This window comes from Burkholderia sp. BCC0322 (assembly GCF_902833045.1).
Lineage (GTDB): Bacteria > Pseudomonadota > Gammaproteobacteria > Burkholderiales > Burkholderiaceae > Burkholderia.
The window spans coordinates 136,163-154,950 of record NZ_CADFDU010000012.1 but is presented as its reverse complement, the minus strand read 5'-3'; the positions used below and the strand labels follow the sequence as shown (position 1 = coordinate 154,950).

16 protein-coding genes and 1 tRNA gene are annotated in these 18,788 nt (G+C 62.2%); 7 read left to right on the top strand and 10 right to left on the bottom strand.

Annotated features, from left to right (window positions below; all coding sequences use genetic code 11):
• Positions 1–143: 143 nt before the first annotated feature.
• The 7 genes from HWX39_RS27750 to recA all read right to left on the bottom strand — a co-directional run bounded on the left by HWX39_RS27750 (position 144) and on the right by recA (position 6,575).
• Entirely contained in the window at positions 144–740 is a 597-nt protein-coding gene (locus HWX39_RS27750) for a pilin (protein ID WP_175956453.1), read from the bottom strand.
• Positions 741–837: 97 nt separating this feature from the next.
• Entirely contained in the window at positions 838–1,542 is a 705-nt protein-coding gene (locus HWX39_RS27745) for a TerC family protein (protein ID WP_175970922.1), read from the bottom strand.
• 156 nt (positions 1,543–1,698) lie between these two features.
• Complete coding sequence (gene sucD / locus HWX39_RS27740) at positions 1,699–2,580, bottom strand: succinate--CoA ligase subunit alpha (protein WP_006477916.1); 882 nt, start codon at positions 2,578–2,580, stop codon at positions 1,699–1,701.
• A gap of 68 nt (positions 2,581–2,648) precedes the next feature.
• Entirely contained in the window at positions 2,649–3,815 is a 1,167-nt protein-coding gene (sucC, locus tag HWX39_RS27735) for an ADP-forming succinate--CoA ligase subunit beta (protein ID WP_175760170.1), read from the bottom strand.
• 68 nt (positions 3,816–3,883) lie between these two features.
• Positions 3,884–4,489, bottom strand: a complete 606-nt coding sequence (locus tag HWX39_RS27730) for a DUF2889 domain-containing protein (protein ID WP_175970921.1) — start codon at positions 4,487–4,489, stop codon at positions 3,884–3,886.
• 146 nt (positions 4,490–4,635) lie between these two features.
• Complete coding sequence (gene recX / locus HWX39_RS27725) at positions 4,636–5,505, bottom strand: recombination regulator RecX (protein ID WP_175970920.1); 870 nt, start codon at positions 5,503–5,505, stop codon at positions 4,636–4,638.
• Positions 5,505–6,575, bottom strand: a complete 1,071-nt coding sequence (gene recA / locus HWX39_RS27720) for a recombinase RecA (protein WP_175970919.1) — start codon at positions 6,573–6,575, stop codon at positions 5,505–5,507. Before recA ends, recX begins: the two co-directional genes overlap by 1 nt.
• A gap of 189 nt (positions 6,576–6,764) precedes the next feature.
• On the opposite strand from recA, the gene HWX39_RS27715 reads away from it, so the two are divergent.
• The 7 genes from HWX39_RS27715 (at position 6,765) to HWX39_RS27685 (ending at position 14,549) form a co-directional block, all read left to right on the top strand.
• Positions 6,765–7,493, top strand: a complete 729-nt coding sequence (locus tag HWX39_RS27715) for a response regulator transcription factor (RefSeq protein ID WP_175970918.1) — start codon at positions 6,765–6,767, stop codon at positions 7,491–7,493.
• Positions 7,494–7,510: 17 nt separating this feature from the next.
• Positions 7,511–9,058: a sensor histidine kinase gene (locus HWX39_RS27710; RefSeq protein WP_175956444.1), complete on the top strand. Its 1,548-nt coding sequence runs from the start codon at positions 7,511–7,513 to the stop codon at positions 9,056–9,058.
• 236 nt (positions 9,059–9,294) lie between these two features.
• On the top strand, positions 9,295–10,953 hold the full coding sequence (locus tag HWX39_RS27705) for an MFS transporter (RefSeq protein ID WP_175970917.1): 1,659 nt from the start codon (positions 9,295–9,297) through the stop codon (positions 10,951–10,953).
• Between the two features lie 138 nt (positions 10,954–11,091).
• A tRNA-Met gene (locus tag HWX39_RS27700) sits at positions 11,092–11,168 on the top strand.
• Between the two features lie 189 nt (positions 11,169–11,357).
• On the top strand, positions 11,358–13,130 hold the full coding sequence (locus HWX39_RS27695) for a DUF6538 domain-containing protein (RefSeq protein WP_175970916.1): 1,773 nt from the start codon (positions 11,358–11,360) through the stop codon (positions 13,128–13,130).
• A gap of 92 nt (positions 13,131–13,222) precedes the next feature.
• A complete protein-coding gene (locus HWX39_RS27690) occupies positions 13,223–13,600 on the top strand; it encodes a hypothetical protein (protein WP_175970915.1) in 378 nt (125 codons plus the stop codon).
• A gap of 163 nt (positions 13,601–13,763) precedes the next feature.
• Positions 13,764–14,549, top strand: coding sequence for a hypothetical protein (locus HWX39_RS27685; RefSeq protein WP_175970914.1), 786 nt, complete (start codon positions 13,764–13,766; stop codon positions 14,547–14,549).
• Positions 14,550–14,800: 251 nt separating this feature from the next.
• Here HWX39_RS27685 and HWX39_RS27680 read toward each other — a convergent pair whose 3' ends face one another.
• The 3 genes from HWX39_RS27680 to HWX39_RS27670 are packed head-to-tail and all read right to left on the bottom strand — an operon-like array spanning position 14,801 to position 18,687.
• Positions 14,801–15,718 carry a hypothetical protein gene (locus HWX39_RS27680; RefSeq protein ID WP_175970913.1) on the bottom strand — a complete coding sequence of 306 codons (918 nt, stop codon included), beginning with the start codon at positions 15,716–15,718 and terminating at the stop codon, positions 14,801–14,803.
• Positions 15,715–17,451, bottom strand: a complete 1,737-nt coding sequence (locus HWX39_RS27675; protein WP_175970912.1) for a zinc ribbon domain-containing protein — start codon at positions 17,449–17,451, stop codon at positions 15,715–15,717. Before HWX39_RS27675 ends, HWX39_RS27680 begins: the two co-directional genes overlap by 4 nt.
• A 6-nt stretch (positions 17,452–17,457) precedes the next feature.
• Positions 17,458–18,687 carry an N-6 DNA methylase gene (locus HWX39_RS27670; protein ID WP_175970911.1) on the bottom strand — a complete coding sequence of 410 codons (1,230 nt, stop codon included), beginning with the start codon at positions 18,685–18,687 and terminating at the stop codon, positions 17,458–17,460.
• Positions 18,688–18,788 lie beyond the last annotated feature (101 nt).

The following is an 18,788-nucleotide window of genomic DNA, read 5'->3' as shown; positions in this document are numbered from 1 at the left end:
GATGTCAGCAACCGGCGCACTATACAAAACTTTCCCCCCTCTGTGCGGGGCCTTCGCGCCGCGCCCCGACACCGCGTGACCACCCCGGCCGGCTGAAGCGGCGGCCGGGATGCTGCCCGCACCGCCCTGCCCCGCCGCCATCACTACGCGCGGCACTCCGCTGGCGCATATTTCGCCGGCAACGTCGCGGCGTCGCCGGGCAGCGGCCCGGCCCCCGGTGCCGGCAACGACGACGCATTCTTGCCGGCGGCGAAGCACTCCCACGCGATCGCACCGGCCTGCATCGCGCCCTTTTTGAGCGGCACGCGTGCGGTGGGCGCATCGGCCTTGTCCGGCGCGGACGGCACGAGCACCAGCGTATTGGCGCCGGCCGCGGTGACGCGCGTGGTGAAGGCGACCGTGATCTGGCCAGTCTCGCCGTCGATCGCGACGGATTCGACGTTGCGGGTCGCGGCCGGCGGGCTGTAGCCGCCGTCGAGGCTCGCGCCGCTTGCGGCATTGTCGGCAACGGCAAGCCGCGCGGACGACGCAAGCGCGAGCCCCTCGCCGACGCGCGAGCGCGCAAGGTAATCCTGGTACGCGGGAATCGCATAGGCCGCGATCACGCCGACAATCGCCAGCACGATCATCAGTTCTATCAGCGTGAAGCCGGCCGGCCGCCAGCGCGGCGACGGCCGGTTCGCGCGCCGCAGATCGGCGGCCACGCGACGGAACAGGGAAACGGAAAAGGCTTCGAACATGGCAGGCTCCGGAAACGAAAAACGCCTGCCGATAAAGGCAGGCGTCTCGATCGTAGCCAGCGGGCCATGAATCCGGCAGTCGGCCGGACGGCCAATGTCAGTGCGCGTGCGGCGCGTCGCGGCGCTTCCTGAGCGTGTAACCGATCGCCACGACGAACAGCGCGCCCGCAATGCTCGCGCCGTAGAGGACCTCCGGCGTATCGAGCACCGGCCAGCGGTCGCCGACCGGGTCATTCACGATCAGCCCGCCCGCGATCCAGCCGAGCAGCCCGGCGCCGAGCGCCACGACGATCGGGAAACGGTCGAGCAGCTTCAGCACCAGCGTGCTGCCCCACACGATGATCGGCACGCTGACGACGAGCCCGAAGATCACGAGCGCGATCCGGTGCGACGGGTCGGCCTGTTCGGCCGCGCCCGCGATTGCGATCACGTTGTCGAGGCTCATCACCGCGTCGGCGATCACGATCGTCTTCACGGCGTCCCACAGCCGGCTGGCCGGCTTGATGTCGTCGTGCGCGTCGGCGGCCGGCGCCATCAGCTTGATGCCGATCCACAACAGCAGCAACCCGCCACCGAGCTTCAGGAACGGCACGTCGAGCAGTGCAACCGCGAACGTGATCAGCGCGACGCGCAGCAGAATCGCCCCCGCGGTGCCCCAGACGACTCCGCGCAGCCTCTGGTTCGCGGGCAGGTTGCGGCATGCGAGCGCGATCACGACCGCGTTGTCGCCGCCGAGCAGGATATCGATGATGACAATCTGGAGCACGGCACCCCAGTGCAGCGACGTCAGGAATTCGAGCATGGCGTGACGGGCAGGACGGCGGCCGCCCGCAGGCGACCCGGTTCATCGCCGGCACATGCGCGATGCATGCCCGGTGCTTACGAATTCATTGCGCGAGCATAACAAAAAACGCCGGCAAGGCCGGCGTTTTCTGCAGGACGAACCCAGGTGGAAATATTACAGCGCCTTCTTCAGCAGACGGCCCATTTCCGACGGGTTGCGCGTGACGGTGATGCCGCACGCTTCCATGATTTCCAGCTTCGCTTCGGCCGTATCCGCACCGCCCGAGATCAGCGCGCCGGCGTGGCCCATGCGCTTGCCCGGAGGCGCCGTGACGCCGGCGATGAAGCCGACGACCGGCTTCTTCATGTTGTCCTTGATCCACTCTGCCGCGTTGGCTTCGTCCGGACCACCGATTTCGCCGATCATCACGACCGCGTCCGTATCCGGATCGTCGTTGAACATCTTCATCACGTCGATGTGCTTCAGACCGTTGATCGGGTCGCCGCCGATACCGACTGCCGACGACTGGCCGAGGCCCAGTGCCGTCAGCTGAGCAACCGCTTCATACGTCAGCGTGCCCGAACGCGACACGACGCCGATGCGGCCCTTGCGGTGGATGTGGCCCGGCATGATGCCGATCTTCAGTTCGTCCGGCGTGATCGTGCCCGGGCAGTTCGGCCCGAGCAGCAGCGTCTTGCGGCCTTCGCGGCGCATGCGGTCCTTCACTTCGATCATGTCGCGCACGGGAATGCCTTCCGTGATGCAGATCGCGAGATCCAGGTCGGCTTCGACCGCTTCCCAGATCGCGGCCGCTGCGCCTGCCGGCGGAACGTAGATGACCGACACGGTCGCGCCGGTTTCTGCCTTCGCTTCCTTGACGCTTGCGTAGATCGGAATGCCTTCGAAGTCTTCGCCGGCCTTCTTCGGGTTCACGCCCGCGACGAATGCTTCGCGGCCGTTTGCGTATTCACGGCAGGCGCGCGTATGGAACTGACCGGTTTTGCCGGTAATGCCCTGCGTGATGACCTTCGTGTCCTTGTTGATCAGAATCGACATGTATTTTGACCTCTGTTCGATTGGCGTCGCGAGCGAACCGCGCCGCCATACCTATTCATTGAGCGCGCTTACTTGCCTGCGGCAGCCGCGACGACCTTCTGCGCAGCCTCTTCCATGCTGTCCGCCGAGATGATCGGCAGGCCCGAATCGGCCAGCATCTTCTTGCCGAGGTCCTCGTTCGTGCCCTTCATGCGCACGACGAGCGGCACGTTCAGGTTCACGGCCTTCGAACCGGCGATCACGCCTTCCGCGATCACGTCGCAGCGCATGATGCCGCCGAAGATGTTCACGAGGATCGCCTTCAGATCCGGGTTCTTCAGCATCAGCTTGAACGCTTCCGTGACCTTCTCCGTCGTCGCGCCACCGCCGACGTCCAGGAAGTTCGCCGGCTCGCCGCCGAACAGCTTGATGGTGTCCATCGTCGCCATCGCCAGGCCTGCGCCGTTCACCAGACAGCCGATGTTGCCGTCGAGCGAGATGTATGCGAGGTCGAACTTCGACGCTTCGATTTCAGCCGGATCTTCTTCGTCCAGATCGCGGTACGCGACGATTTCCGGGTGGCGGAACAGCGCGTTCGAGTCGAAGTTGAACTTCGCGTCGAGTGCGATGACCTTGCCGTCGCCGGAGACGTTCAGCGGGTTGATTTCAGCCAGCGATGCGTCGGTTTCCCAGAATGCCTTGTACAGGCCTTGCAGGATCGCGCGTGCTTGCGGAATCGACGCAGCCGGTACGCCGATCTTCGCGGCGAGGTCGTCGGCTTGTGCGTCGAGCAGGCCCGTCGACGGCTCGACGATGACCTTGTGGATCAGTTCCGGGTGCTTTTCGGCAACTTCTTCAATGTCCATGCCGCCTTCGCTCGAACCCATCAGAACGATCTTTTGCGACACGCGATCGACGACGAGGCTGACATACAGCTCCTGCTTGATGTCGGCGCCTTCTTCGATCATCAGGCGGTTGACCTTCTGGCCTTCCGGACCGGTCTGGTGCGTGACGAGCTGCATGCCGAGGATCTGGTTCGCGTATTCGCGAACCTGCTCGATCGACTTCGCCACCTTCACGCCGCCGCCCTTGCCACGGCCACCCGCGTGAATCTGAGCCTTCACGACCCATACCGGGCCGCCGAGCTCTTCTGCCACCTTGACGGCCTCGTCAACCGAGAACGCCGGCTTGCCGCGCGGTACCGCGACTCCGAATTTCCGCAGGATTTCCTTACCCTGGTACTCGTGAATCTTCATGCGTGATTCCCTTCAGTCTGAGAGTTGGATGAAAAGTCGCTTTAGACGCTTCTTCGAATGATTTCCGTTCATTCCTTCGTGCTGCCTTCACCGGGCACGTCCGGCCGCGCGCCATACCAGCGCGGGTAGTACTGCCGCACGACCTCGCCGTCGAACCGCAACGCCCGGCAGCGGCCGAGCTGGAAAGGCGCTTCGTCGTGCGCGTCGCCATGATCCGGCCCTTCGCCCCCCTCCTCGCGCACGTTCCACACATCCCCGGCAAACGCCTGGATCGCCGCCGTCGGCAGCACGGCGCACAGTTCGGTGAGATGGGAGCAGCCTGCGACGCCGGCGAGCAGCCGGTTCGCGTTGCGGCGGAAATTGCGGAAGAGATTGAGCCCGATAAGGGCCCGATAGGCGGGAGAGGCGGATTGACAGTGACCGGGATAGGGAACCCATTCCGAAGACGCTTCAGCGTCGACGACATTGAGGTCACGATCGATAGTCACGCGCAGCCAGAGTTCGTGGATCGGCAGGCCCTGGGGCCGGATGCCCGACGCAAGCGCGACATCGCGCGGCTTGTGGTCGGTCAGGCAGGCTTCGATGTCCCACAAGCCGTCGCCGCGCTCGTAAGCTTCCGCTCGGATTGCGCGTTGATGTCGCAACTGACGGGGCACGGGCTCGGATAGCGGCATGCTGGAGGTTGAGGCCGAAGAGGAAAACCCAAGGATTTTAGCATATTGGGTATTTGAGACAGTTTGACGCGACGGCGGGTATTCCCGCCTGTCCGGAAGTGGTTGCGTTGCAGCAAAATCGCGCGCCACGCGCGCGATCGGTGCGGTCAGTCGTCGATCGGGAAATCGTCGCCGACCTTCAGCAACTTCACGATGGTCGCACTCGAGAAGCCGCGCGCGGCGAGAAAACGTGCCTGCTTCGCACGCTCGGCCGGCGTTTGCGGCAGTGCACCGAATTTCTTGCGCCAAACTGCCTGCGCGCGCGCCCATTCGGTCTCGCGAAGCTGGGCGTTCACCTCCTCGACGAGCGTAGCGCCGACCGCATGACGCTTCAGTTCGCTGACGATGCGCGCGACGCCGACACGCGACGCGCGACGATGCACGAGACTCTCGGCAAAGCGCGCATCGGACAGCCAGCCTTCCTTTTCCAGCGCGTCGAGCACGGGGTCGACGGATTCGTCTTCGCCGACGTAGGGCGCGAGCTTGCGCGCGAGTTCCGCGCGACTGTATTCGCGGCGGGACAGATAGCCGAGCGCGCGGCCCTTCAACGATCGCTGAGGCTTCGACGACTTGCGCTCGGCGGCGCCCGGCGCGTCACCCGACGAGATACTGGAAGAAGCACCCGACGCGCGACGTGTGCGGCGCGGATGTTGGCTGCTGCGCGTATAGACATCTTCGCTGGCCGGCGCCGCCGCATCGGCGGCGCGATCGCCCGGGAAGCTGACACCGGAAACACGACGACGGGAGCGGTCGTGCGCGTCGAACGATTCATCGTCGTCGAACGGATCGTCCGGTGCGGCAATCTCAAACGAAACGAGGGCATCGTCGGATGCCCTCGTCGCGCTGCGGTTCGCGGCATTGCTGCCAGCGACCCGCCGATCGGCGCCCGAGGATCCGGCTCGCCGGCCGGAGCGACCCGCCGTTTCGGGCGCGTCGCTCTCCTCCGGCTCGCCAGCCTGCCCCCGGCGCCCGACCATCACTCTTCTTCGTCCACCGCCTCGGCTTCGTTGACTACGCCATCGGGCATGGCAACGACGCCGAGCGATTCGCGAATACGGTTCTCGATCTCGCGTGCGATTTCCGGATTCTCGCGCAGGAATTCACGCGCGTTGTCCTTGCCCTGGCCGATCTTCTCGCCGTTGTAGCTGTACCAGGCGCCTGCCTTGTCGACGATCTTCGCCTGCACGCCGAGATCGATGATCTCGCCCTGACGCGAGATGCCCTCGCCGTACAGGATGTCGAAGATCGCTTCGCGGAACGGCGGCGACACCTTGTTCTTGACGACCTTCACGCGGGTTTCGTTGCCGATCACCTCGTCGTTCTTCTTGATCGAGCCGATCCGGCGGATGTCGAGACGCACCGATGCGTAGAACTTCAGCGCGTTACCGCCCGTCGTGGTTTCCGGGTTGCCGAACATCACGCCGATCTTCATACGGATCTGGTTGATGAAGATCACCAGGCAATTCGTGCGCTTGATCGTGCCGGTCAGCTTGCGCAGCGCCTGCGACATCAGGCGGGCCTGCAGGCCCGGCAGCGAATCGCCCATCTCGCCTTCGATTTCGGCCTTCGGCACGAGCGCCGCGACCGAGTCGATGACGATCATGTCGATCGAGCCCGAGCGCACCAGCGCATCGGTGATTTCCAGCGCCTGCTCGCCGGTGTCCGGCTGCGAGATCAGCAGCTCCGGCACGTTCACGCCGAGCTTCGACGCGTACTGGACGTCGAGCGCGTGCTCGGCATCGATGAACGCGGCCGTGCCGCCCAGCTTCTGCAGCTCGGCGATCACCTGCAGCGTGAGCGTGGTTTTACCGGACGATTCCGGGCCGTAGATCTCGACCACCCGGCCGCGCGGCAGGCCGCCGACGCCGAGCGCGATGTCGAGCCCCAGCGACCCCGTGGAGACGACCTGGATGTCCTCCGCCGCCTCGCCGTCGCCCATCCGCATGATCGACCCTTTGCCGAACTGCTTCTCGATCTGCGCGAGTGCGGCGGCCAGCGCCTTGCTCTTCTCGGCGGTCATCCCGGAGCCCTTCTTGCTATCTTCCATGAATCGTCCTTTGCTATGATGAGCAGCGTCTGTCAGAGGCGCGCCCGCTTTCAAGCGCTGCCCACGAATGCAGACACTGTATAAAAAAACAGTGTTTTGTGCAAGCCCGCAATGCAGGCTGCGTTGTACACGAATAACTTCGGAGACAGTCGGCCGGCGCGAACGCCCTGCCGGCCATCGGTCAGCACCATGCGAATTCTCATCGCGGAAGATGACAGCATACTCGCGGACGGCCTCACCCGGTCACTCCGCCAATCGGGCTATGCGGTCGATCACGTGAAGAGCGGCGTCGATGCCGATACCGCGCTGTCGATGCAGACGTTCGACCTGCTGATCCTCGACCTCGGGCTCCCGAAAATGCCCGGGCTCGACGTGCTCAAGCGCCTGCGCGCCCGCAATTCCAACCTTCCCGTGCTGATCCTGACGGCCGCCGACAGCGTCGACGAGCGCGTGAAGGGGCTCGACCTCGGCGCCGACGACTACATGGCCAAGCCGTTCGCGCTCAACGAACTCGAGGCGCGCGTGCGCGCGCTGACCCGGCGCGGTGCGGGCGGCGGCCCGACCGTCGTGCGCCACGGCTCGCTCGCATTCGACCAGGTCGGCCGCATCGCGTATGCGAACGATCACGTGCTCGACCTCTCCGCGCGCGAGCTCGGCCTGCTCGAGGTGCTCCTGCAGCGGATCGGGCGGCTCGTGTCGAAGGAGCAGCTCGTCGACCATCTCTGCGAATGGGGCGAGGAAGTCAGCAACAACGCGATCGAAGTCTACGTGCACCGGCTGCGCAAGAAGATCGAACCCAGCGGCGTGCGGATCTCGACCGTGCGCGGTCTCGGCTATTGCCTCGAGAAAGTCGCGCCCGCCGCGCCGGCCGACACGGCAGCGCCCCAGCCTGCGGCGGCCGGCACGCCGCTGCGCTGAAACCGGCCGTCGCCGCGATGGCCACGCCGGCCCCTACCCGCCACCCGACCGGCGCGCCGTCGTCGGCCGCCGACGAGGCGCGCGACGCGCGCTACGAGAACCCGTTCGCGCCGCCCGACGAAACCGATACGCCCGAGGCACCGCGCCCGCGCTCGCTGTTCGGCGAGATCCTCGACTGGATGCTCGCGCCGCTGCTGCTGCTGTGGCCGATGAGCATCGCCGTCACCTATCTCGTCGCGAAGACGATCGCGAACGGCCCGTTCGATCGCGCGCTCGAGACCAACGCGTACGTGCTCGCGCGGCAAATCCATCCGGTGAACGGCGTCGCCGAGCTGACGCTGCCGGAGCAGACGCGTGACTTCCTGCGCGCGGACAACGTCGACAGCGTTTACTTCCAGGTGCTCGGCACACGCGGCGAGCTGGTCGCGGGCGAAGCCGACATGCCGCTGCCGCGCGACGAGGACCGCCCGCCGCCAGGCGTCGTCATGTTTCGCGACGACCTGCTGCGCGGCAACGACGTGCGGGTTGCCTATACGACGGTCGCGCTACCGCAATCGGGCAACCCGCAGCCCGTGCTCGTGCAGGTCGGCGAAACGCTGGACAAGCGCAACGCGCTCGCGAACGACATCATCAAGGGCGTGATCCTGCCGCAGTTCGTGATCCTGCCGCTCGCGATTCTGCTGGTCTGGTTCGGTCTGTCGCGCGGGCTCGCGCCGCTCAACGCGCTGCAGGCGCACATCCGCGCGCGGCGGCCCGACGACCTGTCGCCCGTCGAGGCGCAACGCGCGCCGCCCGAGATCGAGCCGCTCGTCACGTCGTTCAACGACCTGCTCGCCCGTCTCGAACAGAACATGGCGCTGCAAAAGCGCTTCATCGCCGACGCCGCCCACCAGATGAAGACACCGCTCGCAGGCCTGCGCACGCAGGCCGAGTTCGCGCTGCGCCACCCCGTCCCGCCCGACGTGCAGCGCTCGCTCGAGCAGATCGCGACGAGCTCCGAGCAGGCCGCGCGGCTCGTCACCCAGTTGCTCGCCCTTGCGCGCGCCGAGAACCGCGCGAGCGGGCTGACGTTCGAGCCGGTCGAGATCGCCACGCTCGCGCGGCGCGCAGTGCGCGACTGGGTACAGGCCGCGCTCGCGAAACGGATGGATCTCGGCTACGAAGGCCCGCCGGACGACACGCCGCTCGACGTCGACGGCAATCCGGTGATGCTGCGCGAGATGCTCGGCAACCTGATCGACAATGCGATCCGCTACACGCCCGACGGCGGCCGCATCACGGTGCGCGTGCGCGCCGAGCCCGCGGCGCGGCGCGTGCATCTCGAAGTCGAGGATACGGGGCCGGGCATCCCGGCCGCCGAGCGCGAACGCGTCGTCGAGCGCTTCTACCGGATCCTCGGCCGCGAAGGCGACGGCAGCGGCCTCGGGCTCGCGATCGTGCGCGAGATCGCCACTCAGCACGGCGGCACGCTGACGCTCGACGATCACGTCTACCAGCACGCACCGCGCCTCGCCGGCACGCTCGTGCGCGTCAGCCTGCCGCTGACCGAAACCGCCCCGGATTAACCCTGACGCGGGCCGCCCCGGCACGCCGCGATTGCACAAAAATCGGCGATTTACATGACGTTACAAGAACTTCAAGGCACGATGAGCACGCAATACAATCAATTCGACGCAGATTGACGCGCAGCCGTTTTGCACGCGCGAGTCAGTCGGCCGTAAGTTTCCGTACCAATAATCCTCGACAGGCCCGCCCACCCAAGGCGGCCGCATATCTATATCAAGGGACTTGGAGACGACTCATGGCAACGTTAGGCGGGCAAATTTCGCACGCGCCGATGACGGGCGAAGAGAAGAAGGTGATCTTCGCGTCGTCGCTCGGCACCGTGTTCGAGTGGTACGACTTTTACCTGGCCGGCTCGCTCGCGGCCTACATCAGCAAGAGCTTCTTCTCCGGCGTCAATCCGACCGCCGCCTTCATCTTCACGCTGCTCGGCTTCGCCGCCGGCTTCGCGGTGCGGCCGTTCGGCGCGATCGTGTTCGGCCGCCTCGGCGACCTCGTCGGCCGCAAGCACACGTTCCTCGTGACGATCGTGATCATGGGTATCTCGACGTTCGTGGTGGGCTTCCTGCCCGGCTACGCGTCGATCGGCATCGCCGCGCCCGTGATCTTCATCGCGATGCGGCTGTTGCAGGGGCTCGCGCTCGGCGGCGAGTACGGCGGCGCGGCGACCTACGTCGCCGAGCATGCGCCGGCCAACCGTCGCGGCTTCTACACCGCGTGGATCCAGACGACCGCCACGCTGGGCCTGTTCCTGTCGCTGCTCGTGATCCTCGGCGTGCGCACGCTCATCGGCGAGGAATCGTTCGGCAGCTGGGGCTGGCGCGTGCCGTTCGTCGCGTCGATCCTGCTGCTCGCGGTGTCGGTGTGGATCCGGCTGCAGCTGAACGAATCGCCGGTGTTCCTGCGCATCAAGGCGGAAGGCAAGACGTCGAAGGCGCCGCTGACCGAAGCGTTCGGCCAGTGGAAAAACCTGAAGATCGTGATCCTCGCGCTTGTCGGCCTGACTGCCGGCCAGGCCGTCGTGTGGTACACGGGCCAGTTCTACGCACTGTTCTTCCTGACGCAGACGCTGAAGGTGGACGGTGCGAGCGCGAACATCCTGATCGCGATCGCGCTCCTGATCGGCACGCCATTCTTCCTGTTCTTCGGTTCGCTGTCGGACAAGATCGGCCGCAAGCCGATCATCCTCGCGGGCTGCCTGATCGCGGCGCTGACCTACTTCCCGCTGTTCAAGGCGCTCACGCACTACGCGAACCCGCAGCTCGAACTCGCGACGCAGAAGGCGCCGATCTCGGTCGTCGCCGATCCGGCCGCTTGCTCGTTCCAGTTCAACCCGGTGGGCACGTCGAAGTTCACGAACTCGTGCGACATCGCGAAGAGCGCGCTCGCGAAGGCCGGCCTGAACTACGAGAACGTCGCGGCACCGGCCGGCGCGATGGCCGAGATCAAGGTGGGCGACACGGTGATCCCGGCCTATGAAGGCAAGGCAGCCGACGCGAAGGCGCAGGGCGCGGCGTTCGACAAGACGCTCGCGTCGACGCTGAAGGCGGCCGGCTATCCGGCGAAGGCGGACCCGGCGCAGCTCAACTGGCCGATGACGATCGTGATCCTGACGATCCTCGTGATCTACGTGACGATGGTCTACGGCCCGATCGCCGCGATGCTGGTCGAGATGTTCCCGACGCGGATCCGCTACACGTCGATGTCGCTGCCCTATCACATCGGCAACGGCTGGTTCGGCGGCTTCCTGCCGGCAACCGCGTTCGCGATCGTCGCGGCGAAGGGCGACATCTATTCAGGCCTCTGGTATCCGATCGTGATCGCGCTGGCGACTTTCGTGATCGGCCTGCTGTTCGTCAAGGAGACGAAGGACTCGAACATCTACGCGCAGGATTGAGAGCGAGGAGCGGGCGGGTTCCGGTGAACGGCAACCCGCCCCGCGCCCAGGCCGGCATGGGCCGCCGGCAACTTTTTTCACGTAAGATGAAAAAAGGTGTTGACAGCCCGACCGTCGATCTACATAATTCAATTCTTCGGCGAATTAGCTCAGTCGGTTAGAGCGACGGAATCATAATCCGCAGGTCCGGGGTTCGAATCCCTGATTCGCCACCACGCATTACCAAGGCTGCGCGCTTCCGAAAGGAGCGCGCAGTTTTGCTTTGAGCCCTTGAAAATCAAGGACTTGGCGAAGGTATAAACCCGTCTCTCTAGGCTGCCGGGTGCTACATCGAACTGCTACATTGGACGCCCCGGCGTCTGGCTTCGATGGCACAAGGACAACCTTGCCCCTGAGAGGACACCATGCCTTCGCAACACTGCCTGACGACCCGCCGCCAGTCCGCGGTTCCCCAGTTCCGACGTGCCATCCCGGCAGACCTGCAGAAACTTTTCGGCCGATTCGAGCTTGGCGGCTCGCTCCGCACGCGCGAAAAAGCAGAAGCCAAGCGCCGGCGCAATGCACTCGTTGCCGCCACCGACAGCCTGTTCGAAGATGCCCGGATGCTGCGCACGACCGGCTCGGCAAACCGGGACGCCCTCCTGCACGAATTTACCCGGCAACGCGAACTCATCTGCGCCGGTCGGACCGTGCGCAATTCGGCTTCGCCCGAACCAGCAACCGAGCCTCGTGACGTGCCAGCCGAGGACCAGCCATCCTGCTGGCCGGCGGTCTATGACGAAGTCTTCTCCGCAGACGACCGTCCCGCCATCAACGCCCACTTCAGCCTCAAGCCGTCGATGATTCCACGATTGATTGCTCGTCGACGCGCGGTCATGCTCCATGGGGATGACGTGCTGCGCTCCACCGATTCACGCGAGGACGTGCGAGCCATCCGCAAAGGACTAGCGGAGCTCGAACAGGACATTACGGACGACATCGCCCGCGACGACACCTCTGCCATACGTGAAGAAGCGCTCACCCTGCTTGCCTATGAGGGCATCGACCTGTCGCGGACACATGCCGCTCACCTTGCGGAGTACCTGAAGCGGTTCCTCAGCGCAGAACTGGACCTCATCCGGGAGCAACTGGGACGCCTCAATGCCAGCCGCACACTGACGCCCGCGCTCCCCGTCGAACCGCTCGATACTGATGATTGGGAAAACTTCATCGAAAAGTGGGCGTCGGTACGTAAGCCGAAAGAAGGAACCATCGCCAGCGTTCGCGCCGAAATCGCCCGCTTCCGGAAATTCAGCAACGACAAAAGCCCCGTCGACGTCACGGCTGGCGACGTACGCGCCTATGTGAATTTTCTCCAGGAATCCGTTTCGCGAAACCGGATTAAGGTCATCCTCTCGCTCATTCGACCCGTGGTGGGGACAGCAATCGATGAAGAAATTACGTCACTCGTTGAGAATCCGTTCGCGGCGGTAACCGTCCATGTGTCGGAGAAAGATATCCGCTCCTATCAGCCGTTCTCAGCAAGGCAGCTCCAGACATTTTTCGACGGCCCGGTCCACCGCGACGGCGAACGTCCAGGCAAAGGTGGGCGGGACGCAGCCTTCTGGCTGCCGCTTCTCGCCCTCTTTGCCGGCGTGCGCCTCGAAGAGGCGGGGACACTCACCACGGCAAGCGTCTTCCAACGCGCCGGAAGCTACTGGGTAAAAATTGGCGAGAGCAAGTCGGCCAATAGCAGCTTGCGAGAAGTGCCGGTTCACCGCGTCCTCGAGGAGAAAGGCTTCATCGAGTTCGTCGAATGTCAGCGCAGGCAGCGAGGGGCAAACGCAACGCTGTTTCCGAATCTCCGGCCAAAGGCAATTGACGGAAAGAAGACTCGGATGTACTCGACATGGGTCAACGAATATATCGACGCCCACGTCATTGACGACGCGCAATACACATTTCACTCCTTCCGCAACAATTTCGAGGAGGCACTTACCTGTGAAGGCATCCTGGAAGATGTTCGCCGCGCACTGATGGGACAGGCGCAAATTGGCATGACCCGCCGCTATGGAAAAAAGGGAGCCGGCAACCGCCGTGTATTTCCTGACCGCGTTCTGATTGAAGCCATGCATCGGTTGACCTACGAGGGGCTGGACCTGACGTACGTCACGGCGAACGCCAACCCGCCGCGCTGAGGTCCCCGCCGCAGAGTGCCGCCGCAAACCGTGGCGGCGCTTTATGAGACACGGTGGTTACCAGGCCCTTTCAGCAGCACGCGTAGGCCCGGATGACGGAACGCGCGGGCCTCATTGAACTGCACATCCACGACCTGCGGCATGAGGGCATCAGCCGCGTCGCCGAGACGGGACAGTTTTCGCTGGTGGATTTGCAGGCGTTTTCCGGGCACCGCGACACCCGCATGCTGCTGCGCTATGCGCACCTGTGCATCCGGCAGTTGGCCGACCGGCTCGACGCGGCGTTCGGCAGCGCGGCGCCTCACGCGAAGCTGAACGTCATGCACCGCGGGCGCCGGCGCCTGCACGCGGGCAGCGGCCTCACGCTCGCGGCGATTGCGGCGGATATTGAAGTCTCGACGAAGTCGGACGAAGTGCATCCATCTTGCGAACCCGTGCAGCCCAACGTAGTTCTGTTCCGTCGCGCATGACCGCACGACAGGGAGATTCGGCGGGCTCACGTGCAATGAAACTCGGCCTGCCGTTATCCTGTTATCCGCTCCGTGCATCATCGATACCATCGCAGTCGCCGACGGCGGCCACATTTAAGTGCATGGTATGCTAGTTGTTGCTGCCATGGCAAACGGGGGAATAATGCTATCGTTCAAGGAACTCATTGAGGTCGGTCAAGACGCCGCGGGCATCATCGAAGAGAACAATAAGATTGCCAAAGGTTTCTTTACCGTCGGTATTCAGTCATGCTTGGTCACGGTCTATTTCTTCAAGAAAGCGACTGTCCTCATCCATGATTCGGGTCAGTTAAAAATGACTGAAATTCTTGCCCTCGTCAAGAAATACGGGACTGTCGGTAAGCTGATAATTGCGTGGGGCAGTAAAGTAAGTCCACGCCATAAAGAGCGGCTGCAAACGCTCATCAAGTTCGTTGCATTGAGGCAAAAGAACCAGCTTGAACAGGTCCAGGTACCGCACAATGACTTTGCCTTTATATGCGACACCTCCGGTAAATATGAAGTCATCCCTAATTCGATTCCAGCAGAAGCCCCCCGTATTCCTGATAAGGAAAAGCGGCAGGCGGTGTGTGAGGTCAACAACTTCTTCCTTGAACCCAATGCTCAATCGCTTTCACTGGATATTCAGTATCGTGAAGGGGAGTATGCTCCAGTCCGAAGTCTCGACAAGCCGCTGGGTGAATTATTGAAGACTGTCGAGGAACAACCGAAGTTCTTCTTTCGGAACATCGCGGTTCTGCACGGTGCATATAAGCAGGGTTTGCTGACGCTCCCGCCCACATTGGAGAAAGTGGCCGCGCTGTACGATGTTGACCGGCTACGTTATCAGGAGCGTCTGAGCCCACAGGACGAAGCAAACGAGGAGATAGAATTCAAGGCATACATCGACTCGCTCGCACAAGCAAACTGACGGACATCTGAGCTGGCAGCCGCACGCCGCGGCCGCCCGGAATCAGTGGGCGGCCATCCGACCCGCGCTCACGGCGATTGCCAGGGATTTTGACGCAGAAGTGATTCAACCACGTGCAACGTCCGGATGCGTAACCAGTCTAACCCTCGCAGTTGAACGTGATGCTGTTCAAGAGGGGGTAGGAAATACGCCGCTCCCTAGGGCCGTTGGTGGCCCCCCGTTAGCACCGTTACCCCGCGGTCAGTATTTCATCATGAACCTCTTGCGGGCTTCTTCGGAGCTTTTGGCTTCGGCGCAAAGGCCGCCGCAAAACTGTCGTAAATCTGTTTCAGGTCAGGCGATGGCACTGCGTCCGTTGTGCTGGCAAATACTGAATAATATTTGGCAAACTGCTTCCGGTCTCGTCTGTACGTCCATGTCCAGCCAGCCTTGACCGCATCCAAGTCCTTGACCGTCGTCTTGGCGCCGGTCGCCGTACGTTCCAAAATCGCGCGGAATATCAGGTTATTGAGGCTTTTTACGAAATCTCGAAGTATGTCCGCCGCAAGCTCGAGTTCGGCACGACCCAGTTTCAACGGCTTTTCCAAACAACCGTTATGCTTGGATAAGCCGAGGACAACAGCGTTCTTTGTGCCCAGTTTTCCGAAGCGGTGCGTGCAGCAATGGCGAAGCTGGCTGATTTTCTCAAATTCGGTGAAGTACATCTCCATATCGCCGAATGGCGGCTGCATCCCAAGAAACCGGTTCAACGATTTCTTGATGTTATCCGGCCCGGCAAATGAGATTTCTTCGAGCAGCGCTTCGGGCAAGATGTCCTTGTTGTGGTGCATCGCAGCCGCAAAGGAAATCTGCTGGGCTTCGACAACCAACTTTGCCGTGTCATCGATATTGATAATGCTGCGCAAAAGTGCGCGCATGTAGCTTTCGACGGCCGACATATAGCCCAGTAAGGCTATCGAAGCCAGTTCCGGAGAAATATCTGTCAACGGCAGCCAGACAAGATTTACCGCATTGGTGTTCTTGATGAACTGGTCAATGGGCGAAAGATTCCCATCGGCATGGCCCTGGTCAAAGAGCGAAGTCGTGTCAAGCGCTTGCGATAGGGCCTTCGTCTTTGTGATTGCACCGTAATCCGCAAGGACACCAGTTGGAGAGAAGGAACCGGTCATGACAGAAACTCGTCGACAAATCCGTCCAGAACGTCAATGATTTTTGCCGAGCGCTTCTTGCCTATGCCATAGATGGTCAGCAATTCGGCACTCGGGTCCTGCTTTGCGAGGTAGTCGCCGATAGTCTTGAATTTTGGCAAAGATTCAGAAATCTTTTCCTTCTGCCACTCGGTAAGGCCGGGCACCTCTGTAATAGCAATCTTGCAGCATTCCGAAAAGGTTGACGGAGATACAAGCTGGCTGCCGCAGTGATGGCAGAACTTCTGGTCCTCAGCGAGGCGCGGTGAGCCGCATTTTGCGCACTCGGGCAAGTCGACCCTGAGCTGCGAAACTTTATCAGGAGCTAGCAGCGGCAGCCGCTTCCGAATCGGATGCTTGACTGACCTCCGTTGAATTGCTTCGACTATCTGCTTGGGGCTGGTTCCTCCCTGCCCTTGCGAAAACGCGCGGATGCCGAGCAATGCTGCGGTATGGGGAACATACCTAGCGTAAATCCTCGCAGGAGAGCCATGCTTAATCTCGCCTTGTTCATAAACCAGTCCCGCCTCAACCAGTAAATCGAACATACGCTTGACAAGCGGCGTGATATCGTCCTTGAGCACGCCCACGCTGACCTGCTTTTCGCCCTTGACGGCCGCCGCCGCATTGGCATCCTTCACAGCAAGGGTCATCTGCGTGAGAAGTTGCTCGCCCGTCCTAATCACCGTCGCGAACTTGGGAACCTTCTTCGCAAGCGACCGATACTCCGACAGTCTGAGGTCGAGGTACTCCTGGACGATGGCGTTCACGCCCTGCTGGGCGGTCTTGAACTTTCTCCGCTGGTAATCCCAAAGCATTGAAAGAAAAGCCCGTGGAATCCCAAACGCCGCATACTTGAACAGTTCAACAATGTCAGGCGAAATGTTCCCCAGGTTGAGCACCCGCTTCTCTGCGATGGCGCCCATAATCTGCGCATAATTGTCGGAATCAACGGGATGCCAGACCGGCACCGGCAACGCGTCCTGACCTGCATGGAATCTCGGACTGTATTCGGTCGTACCTGGATAAACAGACGCCTTAGGAGCAATGTTGGCGGACTTGAGGGCCCGCACGATGTCTAAAAAATCGACCAGATAGTCAGGCGTCAGTGTCAGCGCCGCGTCATCAAGAAGCAATACCGCATACTTGCGTCCCGTGCTTACTCGAACATTATCTATCAGACTCTTGACATCGTTGACCGACAACTTCTCCGAGATGTTCGCCTCCGCCGTAGACAAAGGCTGCCCACGCTCAAGCCGGGACACCATTGACTGAAGCGTGGCTTTGTCCAATCCGAACTTCTCAAATAAGCCATCGATATCGGAGACAACGGATTTCCAGTTCGACGCCGCTTCATAAGTACCCAGGCAAATCAGCGCCAGCGCCCACGAATGAAACAGCTCTGTCGGATTGGGACGCGACGTTCTGAGGGGCTCGAGCCTAAAATAGCGATTAAATGAGACGTAAATCGCGAACGGCTGGCTGACATCTTCTCGGCACGTGGCCCAGGTGTACCGCATCAAATGGGTTTTGCCGGCGCCACGCGGACCGACCAAGGTGCGCAGTGACTTATTGGTCAGCTCCAACACCGCGTTTTGAAAGCTCTCCCCCTCCGGAGACGTCTCGCCTTGGATATCATCGAATGGAATGTAGTCTGCGCGCTGCTCGAGCGCGTCCTGAAAGGACGGTTCGTCGGCGATGGTTATTGTGGACATAGCAAATCAGATGGGAAACTGAAGAAGGTCGCACTTGGGTAATTGTCGCGCACTGACGCCGTGGGATATGCGCGCCAGCCAGTCCCGGCCCCTTCTCGACGATAATGCCTCGAACACTCGGCGCTCCTCGCCTGGAATCGCGCGAATCACGTAGACGCAGTCAGTCACGACCGCTGTTCCGGCCGTAACCAGGCATACCTTCTTTTCGAGATTTCGGCCGACTCGCGCAAGGAGGATATCTCCCGCATGAGCCACGACACCGCCAGCGACCGTGCTCCCCCTCCCCACACGGAAGCCGCTTGCAAATGAAAAATTGCCCCCGTCACCCTCGCCCGGAAAGTCCGTGGTATGAAACGCAGGAACGGGAAGGTCAAGCCTCTTGCTTGAAGCGACATTCCCGCGCCGGACTGACATGACCAAATCATTCAGCCTGACGCTCCGGGACCTCTTGGCAATGGAGTGGTACCCAACGTCAAACCGGACAACCGCGTCTCGCGGGTCTATCCATATAGGGTCGCTCAGCGTTCCATCGGCGAACATCTCTCGCGTCGCTATGCCCTCCGAGGACGGTCGGTCCTTTGTCAGTGCAAGCACATACCCCTGGGCGTCCGTCCCCGCAAAAGCAGTTCTTGGCAACCGAATGACTGATTCAATCCGGTGACTTGCAAGCAAGCGCTCGCGCAGGGCGGTATGTTTTTTTCCAGCGACGATACTGTCCGGAACAATAATGCCAATATGACCGGCATCGCGCACGAGCCGCAGATTCTGCGCCAAGAAAAGCACCTCAGCCGTCACATCATACTTCGACGTGTAGCACGCATCCAGTCCCGCGCCCTTCAGAACTTCCTCGAATCCTTTCCGCCATTTCGGCTTGATGAAAGGTGGATTGCAAATTGCGACGTCCGCCAGGGCGGCCGAGCCACCAAGAACATCCGGAAGGTCTGGACGGAGCGCATCCACACTGAAATGCCTGAAACGCCCTGCCGTATGAGTTCGAGCAAGGTGACCAAGCGCGCGCTTCGACGCAACATCAATGTCCACGGTCACGATTTCCGCGTGCTCCCAGACCGACCGTGCAGCCAGAGACAGCGCGCCTGCTCCACTCCCCAAATCGAGAACGCGACGCGGATTGCGGGGGCGCAATTGACCGACCAAAACTTCGCTCGCGTGAGCAGTGGTGTAGTATCGCCCGAGAGTGTCAGTTTTGGAGGTTCGGCGCAGGGCGGCGGCGGTCATCGGCGTTTTGAGCTTTTTAGTTGAATGCTTGAGGCTTGGATTATATTGCGTCGAATTGTCGGCGAGCCGGTCAGTTACACAAATCGCTCAAGATGCGGTTC